Here is a 17848-nt window from a genome sequence, read left to right as displayed (position 1 = left end):
CGAAAGATGGATGAGAGAATGAGAGGATGATTCGGGCTTTTTCTTTGTTGATTTTGTTGGGAGTGGTTGTGGGATGCAAGTCGATAGCGCCACCTACTCCGCTGGCGGATTTGAATGCGCAGCAGATGCATGGACACGCGGTGTACGAGGCGCATTGTGCGCAGTGCCACTATGACCGCAAGGATGCGGCGCTGCACGGGCCGGCGCTGATTGGCGTCTTCAAGAAACCTTATCTGCCGAGTGGTGCGCCGGCGAATGATGAGCGCATGACCGCGACGATTGTGCATGGGCGCAACCTGATGCCGGCACAGGGGAGTACGCTGGATCCGCAGGATCTCGACGACCTGCTGGCGTATCTGCATACTCTATGAGCGATCCGGAAGAGATAAAGAAGCTCGAAGCGCGGGCGCATGGAATGTTGCCGGGAGTGGCGGGGATCGCGCTGTTCATGCTGGTGCTGACGATGGTGAATGCGTTCGCTGCATTGAACGGCAAGTTTGGCGGGGGGGCGGGAAAGTATGGTGTGCTGGCGTTGTGCACGCTGCTGGCGGCGGGGGTGTTTGGGCTGCTGCGGCTGCGGCGTTGGGGCTGGGCGCTGGTGTTGGGTGGGTGTCTGACGCTCTGTCTGGGGAACCTGTTTGTGTTTGAGAAGACGCACGCTGGGCCGTTCCTGGTGCAGGGATTGTTTGCGCTGGTGTTCTTTCTTTACCTGGTTAGAACGGAAGTTCGGGATAGGTTGCGATGAGCTGGTGGTTGCGCCATATCGGGTGGTGGCCGCCGTTGTTTGGGACGGGCATCAAGGTGACGCGGCTGGATAAGGATCTGCGCGCGATTGATGTGGAGATGCCGCTGCGGCCGTGGAATCGCAACTATATGGGAGTGCAGTTTGGCGGGTCGCTGTTCGCGCTGACCGACCCGTTTTACATGATTATGCTGGCTACAAATCTGGGGCCGGAGTTTGTGGTCTGGGATAAGGCGGCTTCGATACGTTACAAAAAGCCTGGATTGGGGCAGGTTCGCGCAGAGTTTCGTCTGACGGCGGAGCGATTGGAGGAGGTTCGGGCGTTGTTGGAGGCGGAGGGGCGGACGGATGTTCGGTTTTTGGTGGAGGTGAAGGACGATGCGGGGGGAGTGGTCGCGGAGGTGGAGCGGGTGATCTACTGCGCAACGAAAAAAACGCATGAGGAGAGAAAAAAAATGCGGGATGGTGGCGGGGGATAATTTTGCCGTTTTGCTGGTGTTTTTTGTGGGGGTTTTGAGAAAAAGGTGGTTTTGGGTGTAGTGTTTTGCTGGTGTGGTTGTGGTGGATTGATGGTGGGAGAGTGGTGTTTCGCCGCGTGTTTTTGGGGGCTTAAAGATACGCCAGCTTTTTTGGATTTACTTTTTCTGCACGAGATCTTTGCACAAGACCTCTGCAGTCCTGCCGGACGGGCCCACTTCGCGTGGAGCGGTCACTTCGTGACGCGTGTACCGGTCTTGGTGGGTTAGCGGCTTGGGTCCTCCCTTCGGTCGGGCCTATGATCCGATTATTTGCTGGCTTGCGTGTTTCCCATGGGAAGGGCTGCTTGCCTGGCGTAGGTCGCAGTTGTCTGGACTGAGGCTATGGACACACAGGGGCGCGGGGCTACGTTCTGGCCAGGGAGCACCGGCGGGCCTGCCGTTCGCATCTGGCCTGCGGGACACGGCTGCAGAAGCGGGGTTGGGCGCAGATCGGCAGGCAGGGGCGGAGCCTCGATGGCGCCGGTCAGAACAGCGTTCTCCTTCGAACCCGGCCAGGCGTAGGGAGCCACACGGATAGGTCCGTAGCCCACTACGGGGAATTTGGTTGGTACCGAAAAACTCCTGTCGACCAGGACGTAGGCCGACTCCGGCGTCTTGCCTAACAGGCGGTTGTCGGAGGCCAGCTGCAGGACATGGTCGCCTACGGTTACGGTGAGGGTCTTGTCGTCGAAGGCCTTCTTCTGTTCGACGGCGCCGGGAAAGGGATCGTTCGAGATGATCGTTGTGCCGACGCCGGGCACGTAGACGTAGACGTATTTGAGGTCCTTGATCTCGTAGTTGAGCGCGGCCTTGCCGGTCATCCCGTCGACGGTCAGGGTGCCGCGACTGATCGAAACCGAGACTGTTTTAGGTGGCTTCTCTTTCGGGGCGTGCAGCTTCTTGCCGTTCTCGTCGTATCCGAGCTCGCTCTTGGTCTGCATGACGGGCTTGTTCTGTGCGTCGAAGAGCGGGTGTCCCTTTTTGTCGCGCTGCTGCCGGATCGGCGGGTTGAACATCAGCTTTCCGTCGGGGTCCTGCTGCTGCTTGCCTTCCGCGTCGAGCATCGGGGTGGGCGGCAGCTCCACCACAGTGTTTGGCCCGGTGTACTCCTGCTTGCCTTTTTTGTCCTTCACGGCTGGTGCGGCGGGTAGCGGGGTGGTTGGAGACGGTGCGGCTTTGGTCTCTACGAGGGACGGACTGATCTGCCCCTGATCTGGCGCGGGCTGGGAGATGTCTGTGGACTGGGGGGCGGGCTGCGGGGCCGGCTGCGCCGCCTGTACCTGCGGCGCGGTTTGTGTCTGCTGGTCGGTTTGGACCTGCGCGAGGGCGTGCCCGACTGAGGTAAAGGCCAGGGCCAGACCGAGCAGGCCGGAGAGCGATGGAGTATTCGCTTGCGTTATCGTCCGCATGATTGAGATTCGCGTCATTGAGGTTCATCCTCCGTACTTCTCTGCTGTGCGGTGCACGTGGCGTAAGAGTCCCTAATGGTGAGCATATGCCCAGTTCGTAATCTATCCATGCTCTTTCTCCAGTTACGTCTACGACTTCCGGGTCATTACTTTCTGTGTACCGGGGGAGGAGAGACGGTGTCAGGACTGCCCACAACGTAAAAAGCAGACGGGACGCTTGACATATTCCCATATCGGCATGTAATGTTTTGGGCATGGCAAGGGCGACCACCACTTCGGACAGTTTCAATGCGGTTGCTGAGCCTCGGCGGCGGGAGATTTTGAGCTATCTTGCCGGGGCCGAGCGGCCGGTTGGAGAGATTGTGGCTGCTCTTGGCCTGGAACAGCCTTCGGTCTCCAAGCATCTGCGGGTGCTGCGCGACGTGGGGCTGGTTCGGATGCGTTGCCAGGGTCGCCAGAAGCTGTACCGAACCAACGCCGAGGCGATACGGCCAATGCACGAGTGGGCTGCAACGTTTGAGCGGTACTGGCAGCACCAGTTGCTTCGCGTGAAGGAGCTGGCGGAGGCTACGGTCGGCCGGGGCTCGGCAGATTGGAACGCAGACTCAAAAACACCGGGCTCAAAACCACCAGACTCAAAACCATAAGGAGAGATGATGATTGCTACTGACAAGACGCTCGAAGACATCACTTTTACGATCAACCAGGAGATCCACGTGAAAGCGCCGCTGGATGTAACCTTTGCCGCGCTGCTGGAGCAGCTGGGCCCCGGCAATGAGACAACCGACGGCAAGTCGCTGAACATGAAGATTGAAGCGTGGCCTGGGGGCAGGTGGTACCGCGACCTGGGCGATGGCAATGGGCACTTCTGGGCCAATGTGCAGGCGATCAAGCGGCCTTCGCTGCTGGAGTTCGCTGGTCCGTTGTTCGCGTCGTTCCCGCTGGTGAACAACGTGCAGTATCGGCTGAGTGAAGTCGCTGGGGGAACGCTGATCACCTTCAAGCACACGGCGCTCGGCTTGCTGACGGAGAAAGACAAGGCAGGGATGCCGAACGGCTGGAATTCGATGCATGAGCGTGTTCGCAAGCACGCCGAGGCAGCGCGCCGATAGTGGCTCCATTAACCAGGAGCGCACCAGTTCAACTCCTGATCCGCCTGGAAGGACACAAACCCGAAAGGAGAACCAAATGCTCGCACAATACTTACTCGCAGAGTTTGAAGCTCAGGTCCCAGTTACGCGGAGGTTTCTGGAGCGCCTTCCTGAGAACTCGCTCACCTGGAAGCCACACCCCAGATCGTTGACCGCTGGGCAACTGGCCTATCACCTCGCGTTTGTGCCCGAAGGAGTCGTTCGCGGCGCTCAGAAGAACGAGATTCCGCCACCAGACTTCCAGTTCCCCCAACCGGTAAGCGTGCAGCAGGTGCTCGACACGTTGGACCAGAGCGTGGCGACGGTGCGCGAGGTGCTGCCGGGATTCGATGACGCGGCGATGAACGCAATCTGGCGCATCGTCGACGGCGATCGGGAGCTAGTAGCCATGCCGCGCATCGCCTTCCTGCGCAATATCATGCTCAACCACTGGTACCAGCACCGCGGTCAGTTCTGCGTCTACCTGCGCCTGCTCGACGTTGCTGTGCCGTCAAGCTGGGGTCCTAGTGCCGACGAGAGCTCAGCACTCCAACCGGAGCCTCAGCCGGCGTAATCAGCCCGTATCGCAAGGAGGAGAAGCCTATGTGTCCTGTGTGCCTGGCAACTGCAGCGCTGATTGCCGGCAGCGTCACCTCTTCGGGTGGACTGGCTGCTATTGCAATCAGAAAGCTCGGCGGGAAGCTGTCTCGAGAAGAGAACGGAGCGGGAGAGATCGCTTCGAACTCAAATCACTCAACTGAATAAGGAGAGAGAAGATGTCAACGAGCATGATGGAGAAGGCGAAGGTCGTGTCGCAGGCGGAGTGGCTTGCGGCTCGCGAGGGGCTGCTGGCGAGGGAGAAACAGCTTACGCGGGAGCGTGACGCGTTGGCTGCCGAGCGTCGGCGGATGCCGTGGATGGCGGTGGAGAAGCAGTACGAGTTCGAGGGGCCGAGGGGGAAGGCGAGCCTGCTGGATCTGTTCGAGGGGCGACGTCAGCTGATCGTCTATCGGGCTTTCTTCGAACCGGGCGTGTTTGGCTGGCCTGACCATGCGTGTCGGGGCTGCTCGCTGGGTGCGGACCAGGTGTCGCATCTCTCGCATCTGAACGCGCGCGATACGACCCTGGTCTACGCCTCGCGCGCGTCGCAGCCGGAGATTGAGCGACTGAAGAAGCGGATGGGCTGGACGATGCCGTGGTACACCATCACCGATGGCTTCGATGTGGACTTTGGCGTGGACCAATGGCATGGTCATAACGCGTTTATCCGCGATGGCGATAAGGTGTTTCGCACGTACTTCATCAACAGCCGCGGGGATGAGGCGATGGGGAGCGTGTGGAGCTATCTGGACATGACTGCGCTGGGGCGGCAGGAGGAATGGGAGGATTCTCCTAAGGGCTACCCGCAGACGGTGCCGTATAAGTGGTGGAACTGGCACGATGAGTATGCTTCGAGCACGTCGCCGGATCCTGGATGGGTTAAAGTGCTGGACAACGCTCGGGTGACGCTGGGCTTGAAGGATTAGATTCGCCTGAGGACCCGCAGACCGGCGTGGAGGGTTCGTTGAAGGCGTGGGTCTGCGGGTTGTGGGGCAGGGTTTTGGGGCGGTTGGATACAATTGAGGGATGACTCCGCCCGTGGCCCCGTTGACTCCAGAGCTGGTGCAGATTGATCTGACGCCGCGTAAGCCTGCGCCGAAGCCGGCGTGGTTGAAGGCGAAGGCTCCGATGGGGGAGACCTTTCATAACCTGAAGAAGATGGCGCGCGAGCTGAACCTGCATACGGTGTGCGAGAGCGCGCAGTGCCCGAATATTGGCGAGTGCTGGAATCAGAAGTCGGCTACGTTCATGATGCTGGGGAATCTTTGCACGCGGCGGTGCGGGTTTTGCGCGGTGCCGAAGGGGAAGCCGGAGCCGATTGATTTCGATGAGCCGCGGCGGGTGGCTTATGCGGTGGCGCAGCTTGGGCTGGCGCATGCGGTGATTACGAGCGTGAATCGCGATGACGATAATGTGGGCGCGGCGCGGGCGTTTGTGAGTGTGATTGAAGAGATTCGGATGCAGGCTCCGGGGTGCAGGGTGGAGGTGCTGACGCCGGACTTTCAGGGAAACGAAGAGGCGCTGCGGCTGGTGGTGGCGGCGTGGCCGGAGATTCTGAACCACAATATTGAGACAGTGCCGCGGCTTTATCGGGTCGCGAAGAGTGGTGGGCGGTATGAGAAGTCGCTGCGGTTTTTAGAGCATGCGAAGGAGCTTGCGGCTGAGATGTTTGGCGAGTCGCTGGGGGATCGGCCATTTGTAACCCGTCCTTTTGTAACCAAGACAGGAATTATTGTGGGGATGGGCGAGGAGATGCACGAGCTGCTGGCGGTGTTTCGCGATCTGGCGGATCGGAAGGTGGATATTCTGACGATTGGGCAGTACCTGCGGCCGAGCCGGGATCACCTGCCGATGGCTCGGTACTATACGCCGGAGGAGTTTGCTTTTCTAAAGCATGAGGCGCTGGGGATGGGCTTCAAGCATGTGGAGAGTGGGCCACTGGTGCGGAGTAGCTATCATGCGCAGGAGCAGGCGGAGTCGACTGGGCTGGCTTAGGGTGTTGATGGCGCTGAGATTTATTTTGTGAAGGTGATGGGGACTTCGACGGTGTCGGTGTGGGGTGGTAGGCAGACGCGGTCGTTGCAGGATTGGTAGCGGACGAGGACGTGGAGCGCGGAGGCCCCGAGGGGTGCGTTCTTTGCGAGCGTCAGGTGCAGGGTGAAATCGGCGGTGGTTTCGAAGAAGCCGGTTTGCACGTTGAAGAGGGGATCGAGGAGGATCTTCGGCTTTGCCTCTTCTACGCGAAGGAGATCGGCGGGGTCGCCTTCGGTGAGGCCGATGACCGTGGCGACGGGGCCTCCGGTGGGCTCTTCAAGAGCGTAGAGGTGCCAGCCTGAGTTGATCTGGCCGGTGAGGGCGAGGTTGATCTTCGCTCCCTGCTTGAGGGGTTTGGTGGGTGGGTTTTTGATCTGCCATTGGACGGGCGGCTTCGCGGCATGGGCGGGTGTGAGGCTTAGGACGGCGTAAGCTGCGGCGAGGATGAGGCGAGTAGAGCTAGGCTTCATGTGGAGCGTGGCTTCATTTTGGAGCTTGATTTCATTTTGCAGCTCCGGTCTTCGCTACGGCCTCGGACTGTCGTTGCGTTGGCGGCTCCGATTGCGTCTGATGGATCTGGTCGCCGGTAGAGGCGATGGGGACGAAGGCGGCCTGGAGGACGCGGTGGGTGGCGGTGTCTTCAACCCAGGCGGCGATGGCGAGGTGGGCGGGTTCGAGAGTGGTGTCTTTGGCGAGGAACTGGACCTTTCCGAAGCGATCGTTCTTTTGCTCGTAGGTGTCGAGATAGGTTTTGAGGGTGGCGCTGACGGCTGCGGGATCGAAGGTGGCTTCGAGGGTCTTGCCGGGTTCGACGGGGGAGCCGGTGCCTGCGGGCTGCGCGAGAGAGCGGACGACCATGCGGTGGAAGCGGATTCCGTTTTCGCCGCTGTAGCGTACGTCGTCTTCTACGAGGGCGAAGTTGGCGACGAGGTGCGGTTCGATTGGAGCGGACTGGGCTGCGGGTGCGGGGATAGCTGCGGGTGTTTTGTCGTCGGCTGCCTTCGCCGGGGGATCGGGGGCGAGGCTTTGCTGCAGGAGCTGCGGGTTGTCGATCGAGACGGTGGCGCTGGCCTGGATCATGCCGTCCGGGCTGCGGGTTGCGGTGAGCTGCAACTGCACGCCGCTGGGTTTGTTGGCGTCGGCGTCGATTTTCTTGATGGCTTCGTCGTAGGAAGTTTCGGCGTTGGCGCGTGGGCCTCCGCCCTCCCATAGGTTTTTGCCATTGAGCTTGGATGTGGGAGTGAAGGCGACGCCGTAGGACTTTGCGCGGGCGATGGAGTCGGGGTTGGCGAGGGGATCAGGGTCTGGGATGTGCTGATCGAAGGCGAGGACGACGAGCTGGTTGCGGGAATAGGTCTTGAGGAGGGCGTCGACGGCGAGGTCGGCGCTGACGCAGGGGTCGCAGGCGGAGCCGGTGAAGAGCTCGAGCAGTGCGGTACGGCTGCCGTCGGTTGGCTTCGCCGGTTGGGGGGTGAACGGGTCGGGAAAGATGCGAGCGTACTGGGCGTCCATGTCGGCGAGAAAGCCCTGATCGCTGCCTCCGTGGGCGCTGCGGTAGAGCTCCATCATCTTTTCGCGCCAGGGGGATTTGAGTTCGCCGGTGAGCTGGGCGCGCTCGAGGTCTTCGAGGGCTGCTGCGTCTTTGTGCTGATCGAGCGCCTGCTCTCCGCGCAGGAGGTTGACCTCGGCTACGGTGGGATCGAGGGCGTAGGCCTGATCGATCAGAGCTGCCGCGGGCTCAGGTTTGTGCTCGTCCATCTCGACTTTGGCGAGTGCGGCGAGGGCGTTGGCGCGGCCTTTGGTGAACCTGGAGTGCATTGTCGCGGCGGTGGGCGCGGGGTACTTATACTTCTTCGCGTTGGCGAGGGCGTCTTTGTCGAAGTCGGCTTCGTTGAATTTGCTGGAGGCGTCTTTGCCGAGCTTTTCGGCGCGGGGAAGATCGACGCCGGTGTCGTTCGCCTCGGCAAGACTGTCGGCGACGTCGATCTCGGTGTAGAGCTTGCCTAGACCTTTGCCGGCGTCTTTGACCACGATCTTGGCCTGGGTGTCGATCTCGGCGGTGCGTTGCGGGAAGTATTTGACGAGGGTGTCGAAGATGTCGCTCTGGGCGCGACTGACTCTTGTGCTCTTGGGGTAGTTCTTGAGGAAGAGCTGCATGGCGGCGAGGCGCTCTGCGGGATCGACGGTGGCGCGGGCGGCGTCGAAGGCTCTCTGGTCTGCGGGGAGCTGCATCCTGGGCGGATTTGCGCCGGTGGCCTGCGCATGGCTGCTGGTTGCGAAGAGGAGTAGAACCACTATCCCTGCTGCTGCTGATACCCTGCCGATCCGGTTGCTTCGAAACATTCTGGTTCCCTCGTCCGCCGTGGTGGAAGTTGCGAATTGCCTTCCAGTCTACTGTCTCTCTACCTGTCTCTCCCAGGTTTTGAATAAAGTCCTAAAGGATTAGTTGACAAAAGAGAGTGGGTTGCTGCTTAATCTACTAAAGCATTAGGAGGTGGGTGGGTGACGACGCAGAGGATGACGAATCAGGGGCTGACCCCGCTGGAGCTGGAGATTATGCAGGTTCTGTGGGAGGCGGGGCCGTGCACGGTGAGCGAGGTTCAGCCGAAGTTGAAGGCGGAGCTGGCCTACACGACGGTGCAGACGATGTTGAATGTGCTGCTGCGCAAGAGCAAGGTGAAGCGGGTGCAGGAGGGGCGTGCGTTTCGTTACCGGGCCGCGGTGAGCCGGGAGCGGGCGACGGGGAGCGCGTTGAACGACATGGTGAAGCGGATGTTTGGCGGCTCCAGCGAGGCGTTGCTGATGGCGATGGTGGATGCGCGGCAGATCAGCGCGGAGGAGTTGGAGCGGGTGGGAAAGAGGCTGGCGGCGGCGGAGCGTGATGCGGCGAAGGAGGAGAGATGATCGAACGGACGCTGGTGGAGTATGTGGCGAATGCGCTGTGGCAGGTGCCGATGCTGGCCGGCGGCGCGTGGTTGTTGCTCGCAGCAGTGAAGGCCGGGCCGAGGATGCAGCATGGAGTCTGGTTGATGGTGCTGGGTCTTGCGGTACTGCTTCCGCTGCATGGAATGGGTGGAGAGCTGGCGCCGGTTCGAGTGCGTCCGGACGTTGGCTTGCGGGTGGGAGCTAGCGATGTTGCGGCGGCTGGTGAGGTTTTGGGGACGGAGAGGGTTGGCGAGGAGCGGGCAGTGGGGTCGCTTCGTCCGCGGCGTGTGGAGATTTCGGTGACGGCGGCGCGGTGGGTGGTGAGCCTGTATGCAGGTGCGGTGATGTTTGGGCTGTGGAGAGTGGTGTGGGCCTGGCGTGCGGCGCGGCGGCTGGTGGAGCGCTCGCGGGAGGTGACCCTGGCGGGAGAACAGACTGTAGTGCTGGAGGACTATGGGCGGCGGCTTCGCATCAGGCTGCCGCAGGTGCGCGCGAGTGTGGAGATCTCGAGCCCGATGATCGTGGGGGTGATAGCGCCGGTGCTTCTTCTGCCGGTGGAGTTTGCACGGTATGAGGCTGAGGAGATGAGAGCGGCGCTGCTGCATGAGCTGGCACATGTGAAGCGGAGGGACACGCTGGAGAATGCAGTCTGCCAGTTGGTGGCGCTGCCGGTGAGCTGGCATCCGGTGACACAGTGGGTGCAGGGACGGATTCGACGGACACGCGAGATGGTGTGCGACGCGATGGCTGCGGAGGAGATGCGCTCCGAGATCGGGTATGCGCGGTGTCTGCTGGCGCTGGCGAAGGGCATGATGGCGGGGCGGGAGTTTGAGAGGGAGACGGCAGGGGTTGGGTTGTTCCACAGCAATGTACTGGAGGAGAGAGTGATGAGACTGATGGAGAGTGGAGCGGTGATGGGAGTGCGAATGAAGGTGGTTCGTATGGCAGGCGGAGCGGTGGCGATGGTGGCGACGATGGCGGTGGCTGCGATGTTTCATGTGACGCCGACGATGGCGCAGGAGCAGATGCAGGCTCCGCTGCCGGAGGTTGGACAGAGTGCGGCTCCGCAGGTTGTGCCAGATGCAACTCCGCAGGTTGTGCCAGATGCAGCTCCGCAGGCTGCGCCGAATGCCGCTGCTTCGGATTCAGCGGAGCGCAAGGTCAAGGCCTATGGGAAGCAGGCCGATGTCGTGGCAGGAAAGGGAAAGTATGTCTATCGCTGGGAAGGCTCGGAGGATGAGCCGGTCACGATCGTCAATGGACGGGTTCGCAAGCTCACTCCTGAGGAGCGCAAACAGATAAGGCAGCAGATGGAAAAGGCTAGTAAAGAAATAGCTGCGGCAACGGCGAAGATCAATAGCCCGGAGTTCAGGAAGCAGATCGCTGAGGCCGCCGCAGCTTCCGCGAAGGTGAATAGTGCGGAGTTCAAGAGACAGATCGCTGAGGCGCAGTTGGAGGCCCAAAAGGCTAATGAGATGGTTCATAGCCAGGCGTTCCAAGAGCAGATGGTAGAGGTGCAGAGGATGACGGCGAATCTGAAGACGATGGAGATGCCGCGGATTCAGGAAGAGATTGCGCGGGCTACGGCGCAGGTGAATAGTCCTGAATTCAAGCAGCAGATGGCAGATATGCAGAGGGAAATCAATGTTGAGGTGCAGCAGCGAATGGCGGAGGCGATGAAGCAGATGAAGGAGGCTCAGGAGGGGTTGAAGGAGATATCGCCGAAGTAGAACGGGCTGAACGGTGCTACGAAGTCACTTTGAGGGATCGAGTGGCTTTTTTGTTGTCCTGCCGGACGGGCCTCCTGCGCGGAGGGCGGTCACTTCGTGACGCGTATACCTTGTCTTGGCAGGATCGCGGCGTGGTTCCTCCCGTTGGTCGGGTCGGGATTTGACGGGTTGGGATTTGCGTTGCCCGGTCGGGCTAAGATGATTGCATCTTGGGTTTGGCATCTTGGCTTTGGGGGATCGCGTTATGGGACAGGTTGAGGTTTCATCGAGGCTTGGGCTGAGTGAGCTGGCGCCGCGGCTGGTGCAGTCGGAGATTCGCGCGATGAGCGTGGCGTGCGATGCAATGGGTGGAGTGAATCTGGCGCAGGGAGTGTGCGACACCGAGGTGCCGGAAGTGGTCGCCGAAGGGGCGATTCGCGCGATTCGCGATGGGCTGAATATCTACACGCGGCTGGATGGGATTGCGCGGCTGAGGCGAGCGATTGCAGGGAAGGTGCAGCGGACGCTGGGGATTGTGGTCGACCCCGAGCGCGAGGTGCTGGTGACCAGCGGCGTGACGGGCGCGTTTCAGGCGGCGGCGATGGCGTTGCTGAATCCGGGCGATGAGGTGCTGGTGTTTGAGCCGTTCTATGGGTATCACGTGAATACGCTGAGCTCGCTGCGGGTGGCGGCGGTGGCTGTGGCTCTGACTGCGCCGGACTGGGGGTTAGATCTGGCCGCGGTTCGAGCGGCGATTACGCCGAAGACGCGCGGCATGGTGATCAATACGCCGTCGAATCCGGCGGGAAAGGTGTTTACGCGATTTGAGCTGGAGGGGCTGGCGAAGATCGCGGAGGAGTTCGATCTGTTTGTGTTTACGGATGAGATCTATGAGCACTTTGTTTATGGAGGAGCGACGCATCTGAGTCCGGCGGCGATTCCGGGGATGCGGGAGCGGACGATCCTGATGTCGGGGTTTTCGAAGACGTTTTCGGTGACGGGATGGAGGGTGGGATATCTGATCGCCGATGCGAAGTGGCTGGGGTCGATTGGGTACTTTCATGATCTGACGTATGTGTGTGCGCCTGCTCCGATGCAGCAGGGGGTGGCAGATGGTGTGGAGCAGCTGGGGGAGGATTTTTATGCTGGGCTGGCGATGGAGCATGAGGTAAAGCGCACGATGATTGTGGAGGCGCTGCGGGAGGCTCGCATGACGCCGCATGTGCCGGATGGGGCGTACTACGTGCTGGCTTCTGCGGCTGGGCTGCCGGGGGCTACGGCGGCGGAGAAGGCGCGGGCGTTGTTGGCGAAGACGGGGGTGGCTTCGGTGGCGGGGTCGGCTTTCTTTCGGCCGGGGAGGGGTGAGGATCTGCTGCGGTTCTGCTTTGCGAAGAAGGACAGGGATCTGGCGGAGGCTTGCCGGAGGCTGCGGGAGCTGCGCTAACATTCCGCCGACTTGGTTCAAGAAATCAGGGTATTTCATCAGCTTCGTGTGAGAGAAGTGACGAATGAATGTGCTGACTCGTGACAGGATCATAATTTCGCAGTCTTACCCGGTCGCGTGTGTCTGTGAGCACGATCAAAAGCTCCTGTTTACCCTCTTTCCAACCGAAGCGTGTTCGGGCCGTTTCTTCCTTTGCCTCGTCGACGTTAGCGATCGACAGGCCTCTTGGCCAGCCCATTGTGAGAAAGCTATATGTGATGGGGACAATCAGAATGTGCGACTGAATTATGAGATCGGTAATGGTCGAGAGTAGTTGAATTTGTTGATTGAACTTTGCTGACTGCGGTCCCGCGGCAAAGATGTGCAGAAGAGGTCGTCGGATCGGCGCAGAGGGGATAGTCGTTAAATGCTTGGCTTTCTGAGCTTGTGCGACTCCGATCAGAGCCACTATGCAAACCAACCCTCGCAGATAAGGCATGTTTAGGTAGACACCTGGTCTTTACAATTGGTTCCCTGGAGACCTTTTGAACCAGACCATAGGCTGCTGTGTGCATTTCGGATACTGACTTATAAGATGGGCATCAGGTATGCCGCCATTCTCTGAAGTGACGCGGATTGAAGCTGCGATCAAGAACAAGAGCTCGAAGGAGCTGGAGTGGTCGCTGTGGTACTGCCGGATGCGGCAGACGGTGCCGAGTGCTCGACCGGCGGATCTGAAGTACTGGCGCGGGATTGAAGCGCTGGTGAAGGAGACGATGGCGGGGCCTGTTGAGGCGAAGGTCTATCCGGCGAAGAAGAAGAAGGCGGGGCGTGGGTTGGGGCTGGGGCCGGTGGATGCAGGGAAGGATTCTTGAGAGACTGTGTCCTGCCGGACGGGCCCACTGCGCGTGGGGCGGGCGTTCGCACGCCTTTGTAGAGCTTCGCCTGGTCCTCCCGTTGGTCGGAATCAATCTTCCCTCGCGACCAACGGGAGCGCCAACCGAAGGGGTATACAAGTCACGAAGTGACCGCCCTCCGCGCAGGAGGCCCATCCGGCAGGACATGATCCTCTAAACCGGATTGCCAGTCGAATCCGTACTCCAGCTCTCCGTCTGAAATGCGATAAACACCGCGGTCCACGTACCCTTTGACGGTAAGTTGATAAACAGCGCACCATCCTGCCACACGCCATTATCCCGGCTGAACCCGCCGCCCTTGCCACCTACAGGGTTTCCCTGGTTCATGTGGATGTCGTGGATTCCATCCACCTTCCCGGAGTCGGCGTACGCACTGCCGAATGCGTAGATCACGCCGTCTTTATCCGCGATCGTCATATTTAGCAGCGTGACCACGGCGTTCTCCAGCGCCTTCACCTTTGCCCGCTGGATCATCTCCTGCTCAGCGCTCGCGCCCTTGGCCTTGGCACTTGCCTGCGGCAGCAGCGTCATCTGCGCCTTCGTAATCATCGGCGCGCCGTTCACCGTACTCCGCACAAAGTCCAGCGCCAGCCCGCCCGGTTCACTCTTGAGCGCTGTCATCCCCAGCGGAAGCGCCTGCAACCCGGCCAGATCCGGCGGCGCAAAGTCTTCGACGATGTCGTACAAGACCTCCGAGCCATCGACGGACTGAATATTGACGGCAACGGTGAACGGGCCGCACGGAGCCTGCATCGTGATCTGGTAGTGCGTGCTCGCCCCCGTGACGACTTTGCCCGCTGTCGGCTTTCCCGCCAGCACGCTGTAGTTTGTAATCGGCATCCTTACTCCTCACCTCTTCGATGAACGAAATGCGTCATAGCCACCCATCTCACACGCCCGCCTTGTCTTCGACGTCTACCTCTTCGTCCTCTTCGTCGTCCTCCTCTTCGGCTGCGGCGGCGTCGTCTTCTTCTTCGAGCTCCTCATCGTCACCGTCCGCAGCAGTCGCGGCGTTGGTTGCCTCGCTGCTGGCGTATTTGATCGGATTGCTGGTTGAGTTATCGAACATCGCCGTCGCATCCGGCCCGATCTTGGGCAGGATCTCGTCGAATCCCTGGTTCCTGGAAGCCTCTGCCATCTCGTCACCCCTGTTTCCACAAAAAGTTAGCGTTGCGGTAAGGCCGTATCTCCAGCCTGCCCGGTTGGATGCGGATTTATCCAGCTCGGCTACCCTCCCGATTTTCCAGAGCCTACTTCTCCGTCCGAGGTATCCTCAGGGGAGAAGGAAATACGAATATGCTCGCAGCCCTGCTTGCCCTCGCCGCCGCCAATCTGATCTGCCTCATCCTCCTTCTGCTTCGCAAGCAACCTGCGCCCGCGACGGACGTCCGCCTCGCCCAGATTCCCGAGCAGCTTACCCGGCTCGATGCCCGAAACGAGGCGCTCGATGCTCATCTGCGCAGTGGCCTGGCTGAGATACGCCGCGACGCCGCCGACGATGCCCGCCGCACCCGCGAGGCCGCAGCGACAGACTTCACCAGCCTGCGCACCGAGATCACGGCCACCATCGCCGAGCTCAGCGGACTGTTGCAAAACGGCCTCAACGCCTTTCGCAGCGACAACAAGACCTCCGACGAAGTGCTCCGCACTGCGGTTCAGCAGAATCTGGATGCGATCGCGCAGCGGCTCTCCTACTTCATCGCTGAGGTTAATCGCAATCAGATCGAGGCTCGGGAGGCCCTGCACAGCCGGCTCAACGAGCTCTCCGGCGAGGCCAACGATCAGCAGGAAAAACTACGCTTCACCGTCGAAGACCGCCTTTCCAAACTCAACGACGCCAATACCGCAAAGCTTGAGGAGATGCGCGTCACTGTTGACGAAAAGCTCCATGCCACGCTGCAGACCCGGCTTACGGAATCCTTCGGCCAGGTGACCACTCACCTCGGCGAAGTCCAGAAGGGCCTGGGCGAGATGAAGGAGCTTGCTACCGGTGTGGGAGATCTCAAGCGAGTTCTTTCCAACGTGAAATCACGCGGCGTCGTCGGCGAGTTTCAGCTTGGCCAGCAGCTTGAGCAGATGTTCTCGCCTGAGCAGTACATCAAGAACGCCCGCATCAAACCGGGGACGCTTGAGTCCGTCGAATACGCCCTCAAGTTTCCCTCTGGCGAAGGCGCCGACAGCCACACTCTGCTCGCCATCGACGCCAAGTTTCCCAAAGAGGACTGGGAGCGGCTGGAACACGCCTACGAGACCGGGACCGTCGAAGAGATCGCTGCGGCAGGACGAGCCTTTGAGCGTGGCATCCGCGCCGAGGGCAAACGCATCTGCGACAAGTACATCGACCCTCCCACCACGATGCCCCACGCCATCATGTTCCTGCCGACGGAGAACCTCTACGCGGAGGTCGTCCGCCGCCCGGGGCTCCAGTCTGAGATACAGTCCACCTACCGCGTCACTATCGCCGGACCGTCGACTTTTATGGCCATCCTTACCAGCTTCCAGATGGGCTTTCACACCCTCGCCATCCAGAAGAAGGGGGACGAGGTCTGGCGCGTCCTCTCGAGCGCCAAAAAGGAGTTCGAGACCTATGGCGGGCTGATGCAGAAGGTCGAAGATCAGGTGGGGACGGTTCAGAACACGATTGAAAAGCTCAACGTGCGTACGCGGGCTATCAACAGAGCCCTTAAAAACGTCTCCTCCGTCGACAACGGCGCTCCCGTATCCAACCTGATTGGCTTCGACGACGTGCCTGGCGTCGCCCCGCTGCTTGCCGCATCGGGCGAGGAAGACTGAAAAGATCCTGTCGCCCACTCCCCACGGCTGCCTGCGGTTGCTTTACACTCACTGAGGCGCTCAGTATGCTTGAGGTTGGCCGGGTCGACCAGCGACAAAACATCCAGGCTTCAGATTCCAGACGCAAACAGGAGAACGCAATGGCAGCAGTAGACGAGAAGGTAAAGCAGATTATTGTCGAGCAGCTTCAGGTGGATGAAGCAGAAGTCACCCCGGGCGCAAGCTTTCAGGAAGATCTCGGCGCAGACTCCCTCGACGTCGTCGAGCTCGTCATGCAGTTCGAAGAAGCCTTCGACATCCAGATCCCCGACGAGGATGCCGAGAAGATCAAGACCGTCAAAGACGCCGTCGACTATATCGAAAAGAACCAGAAGGCCAAGTAAACAATGGAGCATCGTCGCGTAGTTGTCACCGGCCTCGGCCTGATCTGCGGGGTCGGCAAAACCGCCCCTGAGGTTTGGGAAGGGCTCATGGCCGGACGCAGTGGCATGGCGGAGATCAAGGCATTCGATCTCACGGGCCATCCCGTCCGATTCGCCGCGGAGGTCAAGGACTTCGATCCTCTCCTCTTCGTCGACAAGAAAGAGTCCCGCAAGATGGGCCGCTTTATTCACTTTGCCCTGGCCGCATCGGCCGAGGCGATGGCTCACTCCGGACTAAATATCACCGAAGAGAACCGCGATCAGGTGGGCGTCCACATCGGCTCCGGCATCGGCGGCTTCGATGTCATTGAGCGGGAACATCAGAATCTGCTCAGCGGCGGCCCGCGCAAGGTCTCGCCGTTCTTCATCCCCGGCTCGATCATCAACCTCGCCGCCGGCCACGTCTCGATCAAGTACGGCGCGCGCGGGCCGAATGAGGCGACGGCGACCGCCTGCACCACCTCGGCGCACTCCATCGGCGACGCCTTCCGCATCATCCAGCGCGGCGATGCCGACGCTATGATCGCCGGCGGCACCGAAGCCTCCATCACGCCGCTGGGTGTGGCTGGGTTCGCCGCTATGCGTGCGCTCTCCACGCGCAACGACGACCCCGAGCACGCCAGCCGCCCCTTCGACAAGGATCGCGACGGCTTCGTGGTCGGAGAAGGCGCAGGCATTCTCATCCTCGAAGAGCTTGAGTTCGCCAAGGCCCGCGGCGCAAATATCCTGGCGGAAGTTCTCGGCTACGGCCTCTCTGCCGATGCCTTCCACATGACCGGCATGGCCCCCGACGGCGAAGGCTGCTATCGCTCCATGAAGCATGCCCTCAAGGTTGCGGGGATCTCACCGGACCAGATCGACTACGTCAACGCGCATGCCACCTCGACGCCTCTCGGCGACGCGCTCGAATCGAAGGCGATCGAGAACGTCTTCGGCGAACGCGCCACCGGCGGCAAGCTCATGGTCAGCTCCACCAAGTCCATGACCGGGCATCTGCTCGGCGGCGCCGGCGGCCTCGAAGCCGGCATCACCATCCTGGCCATGCAGCACCAGATCGCGCCCCCCACGATGAATATCGTCGAGCTCGATCCGCAGTGCCGCCTCAACTACGTTCCTAACAAGCCCCTGCCTGCGAAGATCGACTACGCGCTCTCGAACTCCTTCGGCTTTGGCGGCACCAACGGCTCGCTCGTCTTCAAGCGCTGGACTAAGTAATCAGCACCAAC

The 17848-nt window shown here is 60.8% G+C and carries 20 protein-coding genes; 15 read left to right on the top strand and 5 right to left on the bottom strand.

The window, feature by feature from the left end; genetic code table 11:
• Positions 1–26: 26 nt before the first annotated feature.
• From HDF09_RS16465 to HDF09_RS16455, 3 genes are read left to right on the top strand one after another with little or no spacing between them, the layout of a single operon-like run.
• Positions 27–371 carry a c-type cytochrome gene (locus HDF09_RS16465; RefSeq protein WP_183768303.1) on the top strand — a complete coding sequence of 115 codons (345 nt, stop codon included), beginning with the start codon at positions 27–29 and terminating at the stop codon, positions 369–371.
• The gene (locus HDF09_RS16460; RefSeq protein WP_183768301.1) at positions 368–745 is read left to right on the top strand and encodes a hypothetical protein; all 378 of its coding nucleotides are present in this window, start codon (positions 368–370) and stop codon (positions 743–745) included. The genes HDF09_RS16465 and HDF09_RS16460 overlap by 4 nt, the downstream gene beginning before the upstream one ends.
• Entirely contained in the window at positions 742–1221 is a 480-nt protein-coding gene (locus HDF09_RS16455) for a DUF4442 domain-containing protein (protein WP_183768299.1), read from the top strand. Before HDF09_RS16460 ends, HDF09_RS16455 begins: the two co-directional genes overlap by 4 nt.
• Positions 1222–1526: 305 nt before the next feature.
• Here HDF09_RS16455 and HDF09_RS16450 read toward each other — a convergent pair whose 3' ends face one another.
• Positions 1527–2687, bottom strand: a complete 1161-nt coding sequence (locus HDF09_RS16450) for a hypothetical protein (RefSeq protein WP_183768297.1) — start codon at positions 2685–2687, stop codon at positions 1527–1529.
• Positions 2688–2923: 236 nt separating this feature from the next.
• Here HDF09_RS16450 and HDF09_RS16445 point away from each other — a divergent pair, with 236 nt between their 5' ends.
• The 5 genes from HDF09_RS16445 (at position 2924) to lipA (ending at position 6394) form a co-directional block, all read left to right on the top strand.
• On the top strand, positions 2924–3316 hold the full coding sequence (locus HDF09_RS16445; RefSeq protein ID WP_183768295.1) for an ArsR/SmtB family transcription factor: 393 nt from the start codon (positions 2924–2926) through the stop codon (positions 3314–3316).
• Positions 3317–3322: 6 nt separating this feature from the next.
• On the top strand, positions 3323–3781 hold the full coding sequence (locus tag HDF09_RS16440) for an SRPBCC family protein (RefSeq protein WP_260181394.1): 459 nt from the start codon (positions 3323–3325) through the stop codon (positions 3779–3781).
• 76 nt (positions 3782–3857) lie between these two features.
• Complete coding sequence (locus HDF09_RS16435) at positions 3858–4373, top strand: DinB family protein (RefSeq protein WP_183768293.1); 516 nt, start codon at positions 3858–3860, stop codon at positions 4371–4373.
• A 202-nt stretch (positions 4374–4575) separates the two neighbouring features.
• Complete coding sequence (locus HDF09_RS16430; protein WP_221270182.1) at positions 4576–5325, top strand: DUF899 domain-containing protein; 750 nt, start codon at positions 4576–4578, stop codon at positions 5323–5325.
• Positions 5326–5425: 100 nt separating this feature from the next.
• Positions 5426–6394 (top strand): lipoyl synthase, encoded by a 969-nt coding sequence (gene lipA, locus HDF09_RS16425; protein ID WP_183768291.1) that lies wholly within the window; start codon positions 5426–5428, stop codon positions 6392–6394.
• A gap of 20 nt (positions 6395–6414) precedes the next feature.
• Here the strand turns inward: lipA and HDF09_RS16420 are convergent, their stop codons facing one another.
• Both HDF09_RS16420 and HDF09_RS21180 read right to left on the bottom strand, forming a co-directional pair.
• Complete coding sequence (locus HDF09_RS16420) at positions 6415–6903, bottom strand: protein-disulfide reductase DsbD domain-containing protein (protein ID WP_183768289.1); 489 nt, start codon at positions 6901–6903, stop codon at positions 6415–6417.
• A 31-nt stretch (positions 6904–6934) separates the two neighbouring features.
• Positions 6935–8776 (bottom strand): tetratricopeptide repeat protein, encoded by a 1842-nt coding sequence (locus HDF09_RS21180; protein ID WP_183768287.1) that lies wholly within the window; start codon positions 8774–8776, stop codon positions 6935–6937.
• Between the two features lie 159 nt (positions 8777–8935).
• On the opposite strand from HDF09_RS21180, the gene HDF09_RS16410 reads away from it, so the two are divergent.
• The 4 genes from HDF09_RS16410 to HDF09_RS16395 all read left to right on the top strand — a co-directional run bounded on the left by HDF09_RS16410 (position 8936) and on the right by HDF09_RS16395 (position 13365).
• On the top strand, positions 8936–9337 hold the full coding sequence (locus tag HDF09_RS16410) for a BlaI/MecI/CopY family transcriptional regulator (protein ID WP_311719749.1): 402 nt from the start codon (positions 8936–8938) through the stop codon (positions 9335–9337).
• On the top strand, positions 9334–11088 hold the full coding sequence (locus HDF09_RS16405) for a M56 family metallopeptidase (protein WP_183768285.1): 1755 nt from the start codon (positions 9334–9336) through the stop codon (positions 11086–11088). The genes HDF09_RS16410 and HDF09_RS16405 overlap by 4 nt, the downstream gene beginning before the upstream one ends.
• Before the next feature lie 244 nt (positions 11089–11332).
• Complete coding sequence (locus tag HDF09_RS16400; RefSeq protein WP_183768283.1) at positions 11333–12511, top strand: pyridoxal phosphate-dependent aminotransferase; 1179 nt, start codon at positions 11333–11335, stop codon at positions 12509–12511.
• Positions 12512–13098: 587 nt separating this feature from the next.
• Positions 13099–13365, top strand: a complete 267-nt coding sequence (locus HDF09_RS16395) for a hypothetical protein (RefSeq protein WP_183768280.1) — start codon at positions 13099–13101, stop codon at positions 13363–13365.
• 195 nt (positions 13366–13560) lie between these two features.
• Here the strand turns inward: HDF09_RS16395 and HDF09_RS16390 are convergent, their stop codons facing one another.
• On the bottom strand, positions 13561–14247 hold the full coding sequence (locus tag HDF09_RS16390; RefSeq protein ID WP_183768278.1) for a YukJ family protein: 687 nt from the start codon (positions 14245–14247) through the stop codon (positions 13561–13563).
• Positions 14248–14296: 49 nt separating this feature from the next.
• Entirely contained in the window at positions 14297–14545 is a 249-nt protein-coding gene (locus tag HDF09_RS16385) for a hypothetical protein (RefSeq protein ID WP_183768276.1), read from the bottom strand.
• 158 nt (positions 14546–14703) lie between these two features.
• On the opposite strand from HDF09_RS16385, the gene HDF09_RS16380 reads away from it, so the two are divergent.
• The 3 genes from HDF09_RS16380 to fabF all read left to right on the top strand — a co-directional run bounded on the left by HDF09_RS16380 (position 14704) and on the right by fabF (position 17837).
• Entirely contained in the window at positions 14704–16200 is a 1497-nt protein-coding gene (locus HDF09_RS16380; protein WP_183768274.1) for a DNA recombination protein RmuC, read from the top strand.
• Between the two features lie 140 nt (positions 16201–16340).
• Entirely contained in the window at positions 16341–16583 is a 243-nt protein-coding gene (locus HDF09_RS16375) for an acyl carrier protein (protein WP_179580522.1), read from the top strand.
• Positions 16584–16586: 3 nt separating this feature from the next.
• Positions 16587–17837: a beta-ketoacyl-ACP synthase II gene (fabF, locus tag HDF09_RS16370; protein WP_183768272.1), complete on the top strand. Its 1251-nt coding sequence runs from the start codon at positions 16587–16589 to the stop codon at positions 17835–17837.
• The last annotated feature ends 11 nt before the right edge of the window (positions 17838–17848 follow it).

The organism is Edaphobacter lichenicola, from assembly GCF_014201315.1.
GTDB classification, from domain to species: Bacteria; Acidobacteriota; Terriglobia; order Terriglobales; family Acidobacteriaceae; genus Edaphobacter; species Edaphobacter lichenicola_B.
This window is presented reverse-complemented; position numbering and strand designations above follow the sequence as displayed.